At 41.3% G+C, this 17,134-nt stretch carries 17 protein-coding genes; 11 read left to right on the plus strand and 6 right to left on the minus strand.

Annotation, left to right across the window (positions count from 1 at the left end):
- Positions 1-52: 52 nt before the first annotated feature.
- Entirely contained in the window at positions 53-1,336 is a 1,284-nt protein-coding gene (gene larA, locus NT010_03840) for a nickel-dependent lactate racemase (protein ID MCX5805190.1), read from the plus strand.
- 235 nt (positions 1,337-1,571) lie between these two features.
- Positions 1,572-1,778, plus strand: a complete 207-nt coding sequence (locus tag NT010_03845) for a hypothetical protein (GenBank protein ID MCX5805191.1) — start codon at positions 1,572-1,574, stop codon at positions 1,776-1,778.
- Between the two features lie 68 nt (positions 1,779-1,846).
- Here the strand turns inward: NT010_03845 and NT010_03850 are convergent, their stop codons facing one another.
- A complete protein-coding gene (locus NT010_03850) occupies positions 1,847-2,170 on the minus strand; it encodes a divalent-cation tolerance protein CutA (GenBank protein MCX5805192.1) in 324 nt (107 codons plus the stop codon).
- A gap of 173 nt (positions 2,171-2,343) precedes the next feature.
- On the opposite strand from NT010_03850, the gene NT010_03855 reads away from it, so the two are divergent.
- The 9 genes from NT010_03855 (at position 2,344) to NT010_03895 (ending at position 10,448) form a co-directional block, all read left to right on the plus strand.
- Entirely contained in the window at positions 2,344-2,934 is a 591-nt protein-coding gene (locus NT010_03855; GenBank protein MCX5805193.1) for a Maf family protein, read from the plus strand.
- 60 nt (positions 2,935-2,994) lie between these two features.
- Positions 2,995-3,678, plus strand: a complete 684-nt coding sequence (locus NT010_03860) for a YggS family pyridoxal phosphate-dependent enzyme (protein MCX5805194.1) — start codon at positions 2,995-2,997, stop codon at positions 3,676-3,678.
- Positions 3,675-5,048, plus strand: a complete 1,374-nt coding sequence (gene argH, locus NT010_03865; protein MCX5805195.1) for an argininosuccinate lyase — start codon at positions 3,675-3,677, stop codon at positions 5,046-5,048. The genes NT010_03860 and argH overlap by 4 nt, the downstream gene beginning before the upstream one ends.
- A complete protein-coding gene (locus NT010_03870) occupies positions 5,017-6,024 on the plus strand; it encodes a hypothetical protein (protein ID MCX5805196.1) in 1,008 nt (335 codons plus the stop codon). The genes argH and NT010_03870 overlap by 32 nt, the downstream gene beginning before the upstream one ends.
- Positions 6,025-6,039: 15 nt before the next feature.
- Entirely contained in the window at positions 6,040-7,314 is a 1,275-nt protein-coding gene (gene lysA, locus NT010_03875) for a diaminopimelate decarboxylase (protein MCX5805197.1), read from the plus strand.
- Positions 7,315-8,127 carry a diaminopimelate epimerase gene (gene dapF, locus NT010_03880; GenBank protein MCX5805198.1) on the plus strand — a complete coding sequence of 271 codons (813 nt, stop codon included), beginning with the start codon at positions 7,315-7,317 and terminating at the stop codon, positions 8,125-8,127.
- 15 nt (positions 8,128-8,142) lie between these two features.
- The gene (gene dapA / locus NT010_03885; GenBank protein ID MCX5805199.1) at positions 8,143-9,030 is read left to right on the plus strand and encodes a 4-hydroxy-tetrahydrodipicolinate synthase; all 888 of its coding nucleotides are present in this window, start codon (positions 8,143-8,145) and stop codon (positions 9,028-9,030) included.
- A 22-nt stretch (positions 9,031-9,052) separates the two neighbouring features.
- Positions 9,053-9,847: a 4-hydroxy-tetrahydrodipicolinate reductase gene (dapB, locus tag NT010_03890; GenBank protein MCX5805200.1), complete on the plus strand. Its 795-nt coding sequence runs from the start codon at positions 9,053-9,055 to the stop codon at positions 9,845-9,847.
- 97 nt (positions 9,848-9,944) lie between these two features.
- Positions 9,945-10,448 carry a response regulator gene (locus NT010_03895; GenBank protein ID MCX5805201.1) on the plus strand — a complete coding sequence of 168 codons (504 nt, stop codon included), beginning with the start codon at positions 9,945-9,947 and terminating at the stop codon, positions 10,446-10,448.
- Positions 10,449-10,754: 306 nt separating this feature from the next.
- On the opposite strand, the gene NT010_03900 is transcribed toward NT010_03895, so the two are convergent.
- Genes NT010_03900 through NT010_03920 form a run of 5 tightly spaced genes read right to left on the minus strand, consistent with a single transcriptional unit; the run spans position 10,755 to position 17,131 of the window.
- Positions 10,755-12,146 (minus strand): NADH-quinone oxidoreductase subunit N, encoded by a 1,392-nt coding sequence (locus NT010_03900; protein ID MCX5805202.1) that lies wholly within the window; start codon positions 12,144-12,146, stop codon positions 10,755-10,757.
- 10 nt (positions 12,147-12,156) lie between these two features.
- Positions 12,157-13,662 (minus strand): NADH-quinone oxidoreductase subunit M, encoded by a 1,506-nt coding sequence (locus tag NT010_03905; protein ID MCX5805203.1) that lies wholly within the window; start codon positions 13,660-13,662, stop codon positions 12,157-12,159.
- Positions 13,652-15,418 (minus strand): Na(+)/H(+) antiporter subunit D, encoded by a 1,767-nt coding sequence (locus NT010_03910; protein ID MCX5805204.1) that lies wholly within the window; start codon positions 15,416-15,418, stop codon positions 13,652-13,654. Before NT010_03910 ends, NT010_03905 begins: the two co-directional genes overlap by 11 nt.
- The gene (locus NT010_03915; protein MCX5805205.1) at positions 15,411-15,662 is read right to left on the minus strand and encodes a hypothetical protein; all 252 of its coding nucleotides are present in this window, start codon (positions 15,660-15,662) and stop codon (positions 15,411-15,413) included. The genes NT010_03910 and NT010_03915 overlap by 8 nt, the downstream gene beginning before the upstream one ends.
- Positions 15,659-17,131, minus strand: a complete 1,473-nt coding sequence (locus tag NT010_03920) for a monovalent cation/H+ antiporter subunit D family protein (GenBank protein MCX5805206.1) — start codon at positions 17,129-17,131, stop codon at positions 15,659-15,661. Before NT010_03920 ends, NT010_03915 begins: the two co-directional genes overlap by 4 nt.
- Positions 17,132-17,134 lie beyond the last annotated feature (3 nt).

Here is a 17,134-nt window from a genome sequence, read left to right on the forward strand (position 1 = left end):
GGAATTTGATTCTTATATGCTCGTGCCCGTTACATTTTAATGAGGTGAAACTATGAGTTATTTTGTTTTATGTGAAGGGAAAGAGATCTGCTTTGCCCTGCCTGCCGGATGGAGTGTTATTTCTGCCGATGATATGCCTCCTGTACCAGGGGTTGCCGATGCCCTGGGAGAAATAAAGAGAGCCCTTGACAACCCCATAGGTTCGCCGGGAATCGAAGAAATTGCAAAACCAGGCATGGAGGTTGCGGTTCTCTTTGATGATCTTCAGCGACCTACTCCGGCACACATAGCCTTACCCGAAATGCTGAACAGGTTAAACATGGCCGGTATCCCGGATGAACGGGTCAGCGCTGTCTGCGCCCTTGGGACACATCCAGCCCTCAATATAGTACAATTGGAAAACAAGATAGGAACGGAGGCATTCAATCGTTTGAAGTGCAGGGTTTTTTCTCATGACCCCCATTCTTCAGAGAATGTTGTCATCGGCAAAACCCATCGCGGTACTCTGGTGGAGGTTAATCCAATTGTTGCCTTTGCTGATATGATTATCGGGGTCGGGGAGTGCATGCCCCATCCTATTGCCGGATACAGCGGGGGATGTAAAATTATCATGCCCGGTGTCTCTTCATACCGTTCTGTTGCCGATCATCATTTTACCTGGATGCGTCATAGGGGTTGCCGCGTTAATATCCTTGATGGGAATCCTTTTTACGAAGAGATCATCGATGCAGGGCGACTCTCAAGGCTTTCATTCAAACTGGATCTTATAATGAATCACAAGAAAGAGGTTATAAAGGCCTTTGCCGGCGACCCTGTGGCCGAACACCGGGAAGCGTCTCTTTATGCACAATCGCTTTACCAGGTACCGCTTCCAAAGGTTGCCGATGTAACAATAATCTCTGCTTTCCCTCTGGAGATTGGCGTTCAGGCCACAAAAGCGCTCACAATGGCAAGTTTCTGTACCCGGTCAGGGGGAACGATTATCTGGGTTGCCCCTCAGAAGGAAGCAGGACCTATTATGCCGCTTATTAAAGAGATGGCAAGCAATGAAACAGCAAGCTATTTTCATCAACGCCTGATCAGGGACGACATTCCCGATCATCTCCGGTCATTCGGCATTTCATACATTATGCAGGTGGTATATTTCAAAGAACTTGCTGAAAAATATAATGTAATTCATGTTACAGAAGGCCTCAGCACCGAACAGGTGAAGATGATGAAATTCACCCATGCACTAACTCTTCCAGAGGCTGTCGATATAGCATCACGGACAATACCTGAGGCTGATGTTGCAATTTTCCCTTCAGGAGGCAATATCATTCCTGGAATAGGTTGAACGAACTCGTTGCCACGGGGTTTTTCCTTCAGCAACGGTTCAGAAAATAGCTGCTACAAAGAAATGCAAAGGGCTATGGCTTTTTCTCTGTACTTCTGTTAAAATTCTTTTGAACAAACTGCCTCACAGCAGAGCAGCTTTGCGTCAGAGTTACAAAACTCGTTTTTACAGAACTGTTAATTTTTCGCCCGGTGCAGTTTCCGGAAAATTATTTCTATCTGACAAAGGACTTTAAATGTTTTTCTGGCTTTCGGAGAGTGACAAATATGATATTACGAGTTATGCATTCAGATACTTCATGTTCAGCAATCTAGGGATAAAAGCGTCTGTAGTTAAAGCCGTGAAAAAAGTCAGACCGGACAGAATAAGGAAAGACGGCACTCTGAAGTTATCCAAATCCACCTTCATTGAATTGGAAATGAGGATTAAGAATATGCTGTAATACCTCTGTGGTAAAAAGTCATTCCCCTTTCAAAAAACAGGATATGAGACATTTTCGGGTCAAAGCATTTATCCAGGATCAGTTTCTTCCTCCACCCATTCTGCATAACCTTTCAAGGCGGTATTTATATCAATCGCTATAATCTCCGGTAGCTCATAGTGATGTAAAAGCCTTATTTCTTTCTCAATCTTTTTGTAGTGGCTTTTTCTGCTTTTTATAATGCATTGCCATTCTTCTGCCTCTTCTATCTGTCCTTTCCACCTGTAGATACTCTTTATAGGCCCCATTACCTGCACGCTTGCAGCAAGTTTTTTCCGGACAAGCTCTTTCGCTATGTGTTCAGCCTTCCCTTTGTCGTCAATTGTTGTAACAATCTGAATAACGCCATTCATGAAGTCTCCTTTCTTGCTATCGTTTAATTCTTATTTTTACATAAATGATTCAATGATTTTTAATTTTTTTGTGAACCTATGCTGTGCACCATAAACAATCCCTCGTAAATAACATTTATCTTGAAATTATAGTGAAATTCATATACTTTTCTATTCTACAACAGGAGATAAAAATGTTTCAAGTAAATGACGGCGCATCCATAATACTCGCAAGTGAATCCACACGAAGAGTGGACATTCTACGAACTCTTGGCATATCCTTTTCCATTATACCCCCAAAAATTGACGAACAAAGAGGGAAGGACGAGTCACCCAGGGATTTTGTACTTAGGATATCTTATGAAAAAGCCAGTAAAGTCGGCAACCATTTTCCGGATAATTGGGTTATAGGAGCAGATACTATTGTTGTCCTTAAGGGTAAGATACTGGGAAAACCAAAGGGGGAAAAAGATGCCTACAACATGCTCAAAACATTAAGGGGGAAATGGCATAAGGTGTTTACAGGGTACTGTGTTCTTAACATATCAAAAAATATTGTATACCGGGATGTTGTTGAGACAAAAGTTTTTGTCAGGGATTTAACCGACGAAGAGATCCTGCGGTACATAAAGACATCCGAGCCCCTCGATAAGGCCGGTTCATATGCATTGCAAGGCAAAGGCGGTTATATGGTTAAAGAAATAAAGGGTTCCTATGCCAATGTTGTAGGCCTGCCTATCTGTGAAGTCACAGAAGCCCTGCTGTCTCTCGGTGTTCTTTCGTGAATAATAGACCCGAAACACCTGATACACGCCGGGTAATTTTTTCCGGCAAGGCATAATTTTATGGATTTACAGGCAAAAAATACGGATGATGCAATAAAAAGGGTAAGAGAAAAAATAGCCATCGCTTGTAACAGGGCCGGCAGATCCGAATCCGAAGTAAAATTGATAGGTGCTACAAAAGGCGTTGATATAGAGAGAATCCGGCAAGCTGTCCGTTCCGGACTTACAGATTTAGGAGAGAACTATATACAGGAAGCAAAGGAAAAGATTGAAGGATTTAATGAAGGAGCCTGTTGGCATATGATAGGTCACGTTCAGACAAATAAGGCAAAACATATACCAAAGCTTTTCGATTACGTCCACTCTATAGACAGATGGGAACTCCTTGAGGTGCTGGATAGATACGGGAAAAACTTGAAAGTCTTGTTTGAGCTTAACCTTGCCGGAGAAACATCCAAACATGGAGCAGAAGAAGACGGCCTGAGAAGAATACTGGAAAAGGCCGGCGAATTGAAACACATTGAGCCGGTCGGACTTATGACTATGCCACCTTTTGCCGAAAACCCCGAAGATATCAGGGGCGTATTCAGAAGACTCAATGCCCTTCTGCAAACGGTCAACAGGGAGTTTTCCCTGAATATGTCAGAACTCTCAATGGGGATGTCTTCGGATTTTGAGGTTGCTGTTGAGGAGGGCGCTACTATGGTAAGGATTGGAACTGCAATATTTGGAGAAAGAGCATGAAAGCTTGGGGCGGCAGGTTCAAAGGCAAAACAGATCCATTAATGGAAAGATTCAGTGCATCCATTGCTTTTGACAGAACTTTGTACGAATATGATATTGAGGGCAGCAGGGCTCAGGCAGAAATGCTTAAAAAAATAGGCATCCTTACTGAAAAAGAGGCCGAGGAAATCGTAACAGCGCTTGATGAGATAAAAATAGAAATTAAAAAAGGAATATTTAAATTTTCCGATGCAATGGAAGACATCCATATGCACATAGAGGCACGCCTTATCGAAAAGATTGGTGATGCCGGTAAAAAGCTTCATACCGGGAGAAGCCGGAACGATCAGGTTTCGCTTGATATGAGGATGTTTCTGAAAAAAGAGCTCGGAGATATAGACAAGCTTATTCTGCTTTTGCTCAAAACCCTTGTAAAAAAAGCAGAAAAAGAAAAAAAGACCATAATGCCCGGTTATACACATATGCAAAAAGCGCAGGTTACTACCTTTGCACACTATCTCATGGCATACTATTACATGCTGAAACGGGACAGGGAACGCATTAGGGAAGCCATGGAGCGTGTAGACGTTCTACCACTCGGGAGCGGTGCTATTGCAGGATCAACTATACCGCTCGATAGAAAGTTCCTTGGAAATAGGTTAATGTTTTCAAGGGTCTCTGAAAATAGTATGGATACGGTCTCCGACAGGGACTTTGTTATCGACTCAGTCTTCTCCTTTGCAATGATTATGATGCATCTGTCAAGACTTGCCGAAGATATGATCATATTTTCTACTGAAGAATTTTCTTTCATATCGCTGCCTGACGAACTTTGCACAGGCAGCAGTCTGATGCCGCAGAAAAAGAATCCTGATGCGCTTGAACTGCTGAGAGGAAAGGCATCCCGGGTAATTGGCGATCTTTTCAGCCTCTTTACATTACTGAAGGGGCTCCCCATGACATACAACAGAGATCTTCAGGAAGATAAAGAACCCATGTTTCATGCAGTCAATACCGTAAAGGATTCCCTTTCCATAGCAGAGTTGTGTATAAAAAAGATGAAAACAAACAAAAAAGGGATGGAAAAGGCTGTATATGAGAGCTTCATGACTGCTGTAGAGATAGCAGAATACCTTACTGTAAAGGGGACACCCTTCAGGGAGGCACACACTATAGCAGGCAGAATGGTAAGGAACTGCGAGGAAAAAGGTAAATTTCTTAGCGATATGGCACTCATTGAAATGGAGAAATATTCAAAGGTCTTCAAGAATGATATTTTCAACTATATTGACCCATACACCATTCTGAATACCAGGAAAACTGCGGGAGGAGCCTCTTTTACTGAGGTGGATAAAGAAATTGAAAAAGAAAAAATATATTGTAATTCTTAGCATCAGCATAATGGTAATGCTCCTTTTCGCATCCTGCGGGAAAAAAGGAGACCCTATGCCTAAGGGGTTGCCTATCCCTGGCGGGATCAATGATCTGACAGGAGAGGTGAAGGACGGAATGTTGTTTCTTTCCTTCTCGATACCTTCCAAAAACATAGATGGATCCGAACAGAAAGACCTTGCCGGCTTCAAGATATTCAAGGCCTGTGGGAGTTGTATGGGCACATTTGAACCTTTTAAAGATCTTAGTCTGGATAATCGGAAGGGATTTCTAATTCAGGATGGAAAGGTATCGTTTTATGATAATGAACTTATGGCCGGATTCCAATACGGATATAAGGTGTATCCGTATACGAAAAAAGGTACACGAGGAGATCCTTCCAATACATTTACAGTCAAGTGGGAAAAAACACCTGACCCCGTGAAAGATGTCTCTTTAAAAGAAAGTGACGGAAAAGTCGAGCTCTCATGGCAAAAAGAGGAGGGCTTTATGTATAATGTATACAGATATGACGATAATATTTACCCGTTGTTTCCTCTGAATAAAACACCCATTTCCATATCGTACTTTTTAGATACAGGGCTTGAAAACGAGAAAACATACGCATATGAAGTAAGAAAAGTACAGGTAAAGGAAGGTATAAAACGTGAAGGTGAAGGGATAAAAATATCAGCCACACCGAAAGACATGTCTCCTCCTGCAGTACCGTCTTTAGTAAAAGCCGAGAAAAAAGATGGTGGTGTGCTTATAACATGGAAAGAAAATACGGAAGAAGATTTCGCAGGGTATAACATATTCAGGATAAGCTCAGGAAAGGCAGAAAAGCTGAATGATGAGCCCCTTGAAGAGAATATGTACTTCGATAAAAATATTCCCGATAATAGATACATCTCGTATTATGTAACAAGCCTCGATGAAACAGGCAATGAAAGTGAACCGTCGAGGGAAGTCATCATAATCGTGAAAGAACAATAAAAGGAACGGTGTACAATGCATGATTTTGAGTATATGAAAGAAGAGTTGTATTGTGAAGAAGTACCGATATCAAAGATTGCAAAGGCTGTCGGAACGCCTGCTTATATTTACAGCCACAAAACACTGGAACGCCATTTTCTTGTTTTTGACAATGCATTCAAAGGCATACCGCATATAGTATGCTACTCCTGTAAAGCAAATTCCAATATGGCGATTCTGAAAGTTATGGGCAGACTCGGTGGCGGAACAGATATTGTATCAGAGGGCGAACTTTATCGTACTCTTTCTGCAGGAATACCGTCCGGGAAGATTGTATTTTCAGGAGCAGGAAAAACTGAGGAAGAGATAGGGGCTGCAATAAAAGCTCAAATCCTTATGATAAATATCGAGTCAAGGGATGAGCTCCATACCGTTGCAAGGGTTGCAAAAAGAATGAAAAGGCAAGTGCCCGTATCGATAAGGGTAAATCCCCAGATAGACCCTAAAACACATCCCTATATCACAACAGGTCTGAAAAAAAACAAATTCGGCATTTTATGGGACGATGCTTTCGGACTTTATAATGATATGAAGAAAGAACCATATCTTTCTCCCGTCGGCATTTCTTCACATATCGGGTCACAAATCCTTGAGCTTTCACCCTTTATAGAGGCTGTGAAATCCCTTAGAATGATGGCTGACCAGTTAAATAAAAATGGGATACCTGTCAAGTATCTTGATATCGGCGGTGGTCTTGGTATAAAATACAAGGATGAGCTTCCCCCTCATCCTGATGAGTATGCCGGTGTAATAAAAAAAGAACTGAAAGGGACCGGCATAACGCTCGTGCTTGAGCCGGGCAGACTTCTTGTTGGAAATAGCGGTATTTTTGTAACTAAACTTCTTTACATAAAGAATGCGCCGGGGAAAACATTTTACATTGTGGATGGGGCAATGAACGATCTTATAAGACCTGCACTCTATGATGCCTACCACGAAATTATACCAGTCATCAGGAAAAAAACGGGCGAGGGCAACAAGAAGATAAGGGTTGATATTGTTGGTCCTATTTGCGAGTCAGGTGATTTCTTTGCAAAAGACAGGGATATGCCTGGTCTTGAAACGGGCAACTTCCTTGCTGTAATGGGGGCAGGCGCCTATGGCTTCTCCATGTCCTCGAACTATAATTCGAGGAGAAGGGCAGCTGAGGTTCTTGTTAAGGGTGATGAATTTTTTATTATAAGGAAACGCGAGACGTTTAAAGATTTAACTAAGGGAGAATCTATTCCATCATTTCTGGAGGACATGTAGATGTCAGAATTTGAATTTTTCAAAATGAGCGCAAGCGGCAACGATTTTATACTAATCGACAATATGGACGGAAGGATAAGCAAAAAGTATAAAAAAATTGCAGATTTTGTTGCTAAAATATGCAGAAGGCGTCACTCCGTCGGCGCAGACGGTGTAATACTGATTGAGCGCTCAACAAAAGCAAACTTTCGCTGGAAATTTTTTAATGCAGACGGCTCAGAGGCGGAGATGTGTGGAAATGGCGGCAGGTGCGCTGCACGGTTTGCCTTCATAAAAGGAATTGCAGGAAAAGAGATGGCCTTTGAAACAATTGCCGGGATTATCAGAGCAGTAGTAGATGAAACAAGTGTTAAGCTTCAGCTTACAACTCCTTCTGATATAAAACTCGACTACCCGATAAACCTTGAAGAAAAAGAAATATTTTTAAGCAGTGTAAACACCGGAGTTCCCCATGCAATTCTCCTTTCCGATGACATTGACCATGTTCCAGTGGAAGAACTGGGAAGAGTTATCAGATATCACAAAGCCTTTGGCGAAAAAGGAACAAATGTTGATTTCGTACAAATTGTTGACAGAGAAAATATCCTGATCAGAACATATGAAAGGGGTGTGGAAGGCGAAACCTACGCATGCGGCACAGGGTCAGTTGCAGCAGGTGTAATCCTGGCAAAAAAGGGACTTATTGAAAGCCCCGTTAATATTATTACAAGAGGCGGGGAAACACTCAAAGTTTATATTGACGATGAGGTATATCTCGAAGGCAATGCAAGGATTATTTATACTGGCATATTGAATGACGAGGCAATCCTGTAAAAAAAAGGAGAGGTCATGGAATTAAAGGGCGTATATACGGCTCTGGTGACACCATTTAAAAATGACAAGTTAGACGAAGGTGCTCTAAAAAAACTCATTGCACTTCAGATCAAAGGCGGTGTAGACGGCTTCGTGCCTTGCGGATCTACAGGTGAAGCATCGACGCTGGACTATGAAGAGCATAAGAGGGTAATAGAATTAACGGTCGAGTGTGCAAAAAGGACTGTACCTGTTATTGCCGGAACAGGTTCCAACAGCACAAAGGAGGCAATAGAGCTTACTTCAATGGCAAAACAGGTAGGTGCTGATAAGTGTCTTCTTACAACACCATATTATAACAAGCCTACTCAGGAGGGTTTGTACAGGCATTTCAGGAAAATTGCTGAAGAAGTGGATATTCCCTTGATTTTATACAATATACCAGGGAGAACAGGCATCAACATGACACCGGAAACAGTAAAACGACTGGCTGAAATCCCAAATATTGAGGGCATAAAAGAGGCATCAGGTTCACTCGTTCAGGTTGCAGAAATTTATCGTCTGACAAAGGGGAAATTCACAATACTTTCCGGCGACGACAACCTTTTTCTTCCTATGATGAGTGTCGGCGCTGTTGGAGTGATATCAGTCCTGTCAAATATGATGCCTGCGCAAATGAAAACGCTTTATCAAACATTCCTTGAAGAGAAGGATATAGAGAAAGCAAGAGATATTAACGCTTATCTTATGCCGCTTTTCCAGGGTATTTTTATCGAGACAAATCCGATTCCTGTAAAAGAAGCTCTTTACTATATGGGCATTATCGAAGAAGAATTCAGGCTCCCCTTATGCACCATGTCCGATGCAAACAAAATCGTTATGAAGAGCTTGCTAAAAGAATACGGGCTACTGAAAAAAGAGTAAAAACAATAGGGAGCAAAATAATATGGTTAAGATAATCATCACCGGCGTATGCGGAAAGGTGGGGAGCTCCATATTCAACCTTGCCTTAAACGATAAGGACCTTGTTGTGGCAGGAGTAGTGGAGGATAAAACTCATCCTCTTATCGGCAAAGCAATAGGGCCGATAGAAGAAAAAACAGGAAATCCTCTTTATATTGAGGGAGATCTCACCAATATTATAAAAAATTGTGATGTCGTCATTGATTTTACTGAACCGAATGCCTCCCTTGAGTATTTCAGGCTTGCAAGGGAAAATAAAAAGGCAATTGTCATCGGCACAACAGGTTTTTCTGAAAGTGCACTGACAGAAATAAAAGGGGCAAGCAACGCAAGGGTAGTCATATCACCAAACATGAGTGTGGGCATGAATCTAATGTTCCAGACGGTGGAAATGCTGTCTAAAATCATGAAAGACGACTACGATATAGAAATCATAGAAATGCACCATAATATGAAAAAGGATGCACCAAGCGGAACAGCGGTAAGACTCAAAGATATTGTAAAAGCTTCCGAGCCTGCAAGAAACTGGATCGAAACATTCGGCAGAAATGGTATTGTCGGGGAAAGAAAAAAGGAAGAACTGGGCATACTTGCTTTACGGGGTGGCGATGTCGTAGGCGAGCATACAGTCATGTTCGCAGGCACCGGTGAAAGGCTTGAAATAACTCACAGGGCATATTCCCGTGAGAACTTTGCGCGTGGCGCCTTGCTTGCTGCAAAGTGGCTTACAAGTCAGACAAACGGTATTTATTCTATGAAAGATGTGCTTGGGATCTGATTAAATATTAGTGGTCTTTCTATAAAATTAATTTACTTATTATTTTATTTGTATATTAATTATTTTTCAAATTTGTTAAACTTTTCTCCTCTATTTTATGAAAAAAGACAACAAGATCAGAATGCTTATCGTTGATGATGATAAAGAAATACGTAATATTCTTTCTATTTATTTATCAAAAGACGTTGATTCCTTTATTGAAACCGCCGGAACAGGGGAAGAGGCATTTTCGATGCATGTTAATGCTCCATATGATATCGTTATTACAGATATCAATATGCCGGGTATGACAGGCATTGAGCTAATAAGAAAAATAAAAATGATGGAAGACACCGCTGAGTTTATTATAATAACGGGTTATGCCTCTGTTGATACAGCAATAGAAGCGGTCAGAGTAGGAGCATTTGATTATGTTGTAAAACCCTTTAAGTTCGATGAGCTCACAATAGTCATTAATAATGCGAAAGATAAGGTTGCTCTCAGAAAAGCAAATAAGGAGCTTGTGCAAAGGCTAAAAGACGTTTATAAAGAAATAGACAGGTATAGTAAAATAAAACTGGATAATAACTCTGCTGATTTTTCTATTCTTCTTGATAAATAAGCAACATTATCATTTCTGATATTAAATAATATATAACAAACTGCTTTTCATTTTTTCATCTGCGGCAAATATTTAGGGCGTTTGCTTTTCTCTTTGCGCGGATAACAAGGTTTATTCCATTTATAAATCACGGCGTTATCATCGTTGGCTTCGTCCGGGTACCCGCTTGCGGGTGTTCCCTTGCCGCCTTGATTGCCCCGCAAGTTGCAGCGGGGTAAGTCATTTCATCCTTTGGTTAAGAAATGGAATTAGACCTTTGCAAAATGGCATTGGTAAGATTTTGATTTTACGGATAAATTCTTTAAATTATATCGAGGCTTTGAAAATCTCAAACAAACCGAATGGGAGAATGCCCATATAAAGAATCAGAAATATAAAGAGATAGCAAAGAACTTTCTCGTGGAAAGATAGCTTGAGTGGTTCAGCTAAGGGAACATCTTTTGAATAGCTCATCCTTACAAGGTTCAAATAGAAGAAAATAGATATTACCGTATTTACGGCACCGATAAGCACAATAGGCAAATGACCTGCCTTGAATGCGCTCATGAAAAGAAAGAGTTTTCCTGTAAAACCACCGGTTGGAGGTATGCCGGCCAGCGAGAAGGCAGAAACAGCAAGAAGCAGTGCAAGAAGCGGCGATCTTTTTGATAATCCGGCAAGATCATCTATTGTCACATTTTCACCTGTTTTTGAAAGCAATATTACTACATAAAAACAGGCAAGATTCATAAACATATAAATCGCAATATAGTAAAAAACAGCGGCATTTCCTTCTTTGCTCAATGCAAGAACGCCCATCATCAGATATCCTGCATGTGCAATACCGGAATAAGCAAGCAGTCTCTTTATATCCTTCTGGACAAGCCCCACAAGGTTGCCTAATGTCATAGAAAATGCTGCAAGTACAATTAGTATATTTATAAATTGCGGAGAACCTGGAAAAGCGAGCATCGTGATCCTGATTAGCAGGGCAGCTCCTGCAAGCTTCGGAATAGTTCCGATAAACGTTGTTGTTGTATTTGAGGCACCTTCATAAATATCGGGCGACCAGAAATGCATCGGAAACAGAGAAAGCTTGAAGAAAAAACCTGTCAGTGTAAAAATAAGCGCCATGACGCCTATGGGCTGGTTTAAAAAACCTGGGAGCACAGGAATAATATCTTTCAGAAATGTTGAATGGGCAATACCATAAAGATAGCTCATACCGAAGATCATAATGCCCGTTGATACTGCCCCGAAAAAGAGGTATTTCATTGATGCTTCAATCTGTATTTTCGTCTGTGATTTTCTGAGCGGAAGGATAACATACAGACTGTAAGACGAAACTTCAAGGGATATCACTATAGAAATAAGCTCTACTGAGCTTGTCATCATCATAAGGCCCAGAGCTGAAAATCCAAGAAACATAAAATATTCAGGTAAATATTCATCCTCAATTTCATTTTTATTTTCAAACATGAATGTTACGAGGCAGAATCCAAGCAAAATAAGCATCTTGAATATCTGTGAAAATAAATCAATTCTGTATGCACCGGAGAACAATTCTCCACTTTCTGTCACGCTTAGCAGAGATGCGAAAAAAACAAGTGCTGATATTGCTTTTGCATAAGTAAGTATATTTTCTTTTTTGTTGCTGATCGAGATGAACAGAAACAGTATCGAGAAAAGGAATATATTTAATTCAGGCAGTATGAGCATAATTCATCCCTCAATTATAAGTTCGCATTTGAGTCATAAGGAATGACAGGCTTTTTTCTATTACAGCCACAAATGGCCTCGGAAAAATACCCATCCATAGTACAAAAAGCGCAAGAGGCAACAGATATATTATTTCTCTGACATTCATATCAGCAATCACTCTTTTATCAACCCTTCCCCAGATTATCTGCTTCAGAAGTCTCAGCATATATGCAGCAGCAAGAACTGCGCCCACTACCGCAAGGAAGCCGGCCAGCTTATGCTGTAAAAATGTTCCTATGAGAACATAAATTTCACCAACAAAATTGTTCGTGCCGGGAAATGCAAATGCAGATAAGGAAAAGAATCCAAAAAATCCGATATATATTGGCATGATTTTTCCAAGACCGGCATTATCGTATATCTCACGGCTGTGCGTTCTTTCATATATTATGCCTACACAGAGAAATAATGCCCCTGTGGTAATCCCGTGATTGAGCATCTGGAGCATTGCTCCTTCAAGTCCAAAGAGAGTAAAGGAGAATATCCCCAGAGTTACAAAACCCATATGGGCAACGCTTGAATAAGCGATAAGCTTTTTCATATCTGTTTGACTAAGGCATACAAAACCGCCATAAATAATGCCGATAACGGAAAGGGTGATCATCAGCGGAGCAAAATAAATGCTTGCCTTCGGGGCTATGGGAAGGCAGAACCGTAAAAATCCATATGTTCCCATTTTCAAAAGTACACTTGCAAGAAAGACGCTCCCTGCTGTAGGCGCTTCTGTGTGTGCTGCAGGAAGCCATGTATGAAAAGGAAACATAGGCACTTTAATGGCAAAAGCAATGGCAAAAGCAAGGAAAACCCATGTTTGAAAGGTCATGCTGTAGTCTTTATATGATGCGCTGAGAACGCTGAATGTCCCGTTATTCAAATATAACGCAATAATTGCGACAAGGAGAAAAACGCTTCCGAACAATGTATATATGAAGAACTTTATCGATGCGTAGTCTTTGCGAGGACCACCCCATACAGCAATCAGCAGATACATTGGGATCAGCATTGCCTCCCAGAAGATATAGAAGAGAATAAGGTCGAGCGAACAGAAAACTCCTATCATGGCTGTTTCCATGACGAGTATACAGAATAGAAACTCTTTAAACCTCTCCTTGATTGAAGTCCATGAACAGAGTATACATATCGGTGCAAGAAGAGTGGTAAGCAGGATCAGGAAAATAGTTATTCCATCTATACCAAGGGTATAATTTATGTTAAAAGTCGGTATCCATTGCATATGCTCGCCGAACTGAAAATTATATGTATCCGTTCTGAAGTTAAAGTATAAAAACAGAGATACGGCAAAAGTAATAAGGCCGGTGATAAAACCGGTAACTTTCATCGCTTTTTCGTTTTTCATGAGAAGGATCAATAAGGCTCCAAGAAGCGGGAGAAATATTGTCGTTGAGAGAATTGGAAAATCAAGAGGATTCATCATGATCAACTGTTCCATTGCTTTAAGCCTTTCACATCCCATAAATCACGAACCCCATAATCAAAAAGAGTATAAATATGGAGAATCCTATATATGCCTGAATTCTCCCTGTTTGCAGTTTTCTTACCAGTCCTCCAAAACCCCTGACGCTATATGCACTCCCGTCAACAACACCATCTATCGCATGTCTGTCAAAACTATATGACAAATCCGCATTTTTAAAGAGCAGTTTCAGTCCGAACGTTCTGTACAACTCACCCCAGAAAGCATCTATAACACTTATAATCTTTTCATCAATCCACATGAAAATACGTGCACCGTATCGATAGAAAATGTCAACATCGAGGTTCATCTTATCTTCCGGCGCAAGCTTCTTCACAAGCAGGAAGAACACGAGGCCTGTAAAAGAAAGTATTTGCAGCATCTCTGACACATGAGGCAGAGTAAAAGGATTATAATGATTAGGATAAGGTAGCAGCTGATATAAAGCCTGCGGATAAATACCTATGAAAAAGCATAATGCCGATGTAAGACCCATTGCCCAGAGCATATTTTTCGGCGGCTCTTTTGCCTTAATCGGTGCCTCGTCCTTACTGAAGAAAGCAAAATATGTAACCTTTAAACCTACAGATAAGAATGTACCGATTCCTGCAAGGTTCATGAGCATCATCAATGTGATCCTTCCCTCATGGTGTGCTGCAGCAGTAATCATTGATTTACTCACAAAACCAGAGAAAAGAGGGAACCCCGAGATTGAAACCGCCCCGACAATATAGAATATCATAGTAAGAGGCATATATTTGTATAACCCGCCCAGTTTTGAAAGCTTTGCTGTTCCTGTCATATATAATACAGCGCCTGTTCCCATAAAAAGAAGTGCTTTGTAAAGTATATGGGCAAAAGCATGTGAACATGCACCGTTTAAAGCAAGATCCGTACCGATGCCTATGCCTGCAACCATGTACCCTACCTGGCTTACTATATGGTATGCAAGGACCCTTCTCATATCATTCTCAATAACAGCATAAAAAACGCCGTATACGGTCATGGCAGTACCGAAAATAGCAAGAATTTCAAAGCCTGGAAAACCCCTTAAAAGAACATAGACGGCTGTTTTTGTGGTAAAAGCGCACATTAGCACGGCCCCTTCCACAGTCGCCTCGGGGTATGCATCGGGAAGCCAAGCATGAAGCGGTATAACCGCTGCATTGAGACAAAATCCCGCAAGTATCAGGTATTCCGGGAGGCCTGCATTTGCCTGTGCTACTCTGTCAAAAAGAAGATTTCCTGTTTTATAATAATAGAGCATCATTCCAGTAAAGAACAGGAGACCTCCGAAAACGTGTACGAGCAGATATCTGTATCCTGCATCTATCGATTTTTGCTCTTTTCTGTACCATACAAGAAATACCGATGAGAAGGCCATGATCTCCCAGAAGATAAACAACGTTAAATAATCCCCGGCGAAAACTGCTCCAAGAGAGCTGCCGATATAGAAACTGCCTGCAACGTGATGTCCGTCCTCCTTAACATGGAGTCCATAAAGTGCTCCAAGAAAAGCCATAATTACAAAAACCCATGCAAAAATAAGGCTTAACTTATCCACTCTACCGAAAATGAGCGTTGTGTTTACAAAACTGTATTTTCCGAAAATGCCTTCCTGCATGAGGGCAACATCGATGATGGAAAGGATGGGAACAAGAAGTATAAAAAACTTCTTCGCCTTTTCATTCTTGATAAAAGGCAGCAGCAGACTCCCGATAAAATAAAAGGTCGCGGGGTGTATCCACTTATCCATAATAATCCTCATTCTTTCCAAGAAATGTATGCGCTGCGCCTTTTGCAACCTTAATAAGTACGAAACATCCTATAATACCGAAGAGTGTCCAGAAGCCTGGTATATTGTCGAACAAGAAATGTCCATGGCTTCCGATATGTATAATGACATCGTAAATTATAAGAACAATTAGATAAGCAATGAGAGCCTTTTTCAGTAATTTCATATCTTTGCGCAGCATTTCTATGTATTTTAATACGTTCATGGAATAAGTCTCCCGATGAGTTGTGTAAAAAATTGAGGAAATATTCCTAATCCTACCGAAATACAGGCTGCAAGCACTAAGGGCACAACCATAGTAAGCGGCGCCTCTTTAATATTGCTCCTGCTCCAGCCGACCCCATTACCCTTAAAAAATGCCTTGATCGTTATAGGTGCAAAATATCCGGCATTCAGTATCGTACTCGTCATAAGAATAATAACAATGGGAAGGTTGTGTATCTCCATTGCACCGTTTAACAGATACCACTTACTTACAAAACCTGCGACCGGCGGTACTCCTATCATACTCAAAGATGCAATAGCAAAAGCGCCCATCGTAAAGGGCATTGCATAACCTATACCCTCCATGTCGCTTATCTTTCTCTTTTTGGTTGCCACATAAATCGCCCCTGCGCAAAAGAACAGCGTAATCTTGCTGAAACCATGATTTGCAATATGTATAATGCCGCCCATAATGCCCGACGGATCGAGGAGTGCTACTCCGATTATCACATATGACAACTGGCTCACTGTTGAATAGGCAAGTCTGGCTTTCAGATCATCCTTTGTCAGGGCTATGATCGATGCAACAAGGATTGTAAATGACACCAGATAAGCAGTATATATGCCAAGATTCAGGCTCTGCAAAAGCTCCGTACCAAAGACAGAGAGCATAACACGACATATGCAGAACACACCGGCCTTTACAACGGCAACTGCATGGAGCAGGGCGCTTACCGGCGTAGGTGCGACCATTGCAGAAGGCAGCCAGTTGTGAAGCGGCATAATTGCGGCTTTTGCAAACCCGAAAAGAAACAATACATATGTTACAGTAATCCAGACGCTGTCCGTCCCTTTTGCAAAAATCCCTTTAGTTATGTTATCCGAAAAATCCAGAGTGCCTGTTAATACATATGTCAATATTGTCGCAGGCAGCAGCAGGCCCTTTGATGTTCCCATCAGATAAACTATATATTTCTTTGCACCGGCGTAGCCTTCGGAGTCCTGGTGGTGGGCAACAAGCGGATAGGTAAAGATGGTGATGACTTCGTAGAACAAATAGAGAGAAAAGAGACTTCCCGAAAAAGAAACGCCTTGTGCGCCGAGTATTGCAATAGCAAAGCAGGTGTAATATCTTGTCTGAGCATGCTCATCAAGAGCCCTCATATAGCCTATATTGTAAAAGGTAGCGAATATCCACAGAAAAGATGATATAATCCCGAAAACAAGGGAAAGGGCATCCACTCTGAAATTCAATGATATACCCGGTGCTATCGTGGAAACCGTATAAAGAATCTTGTTGCCGTTCATTATGTCGGGCACCATACTCGCAACAGCGAGGAAGGTAAGGATAGAACCTGCAACAGACCAGAATTCCCTCACATTCTTCCGTTTTCCTGAGAGCATGATAAGGATCGCGACAAAAAAGACAATCAGTATCGGGATAAGAGGTTTTGCACTATCGATGATCATAAG

Source organism: Pseudomonadota bacterium, from assembly GCA_026388275.1.
Classification (GTDB): Bacteria; Desulfobacterota; Syntrophorhabdia; order Syntrophorhabdales; family Syntrophorhabdaceae; genus JAPLKB01.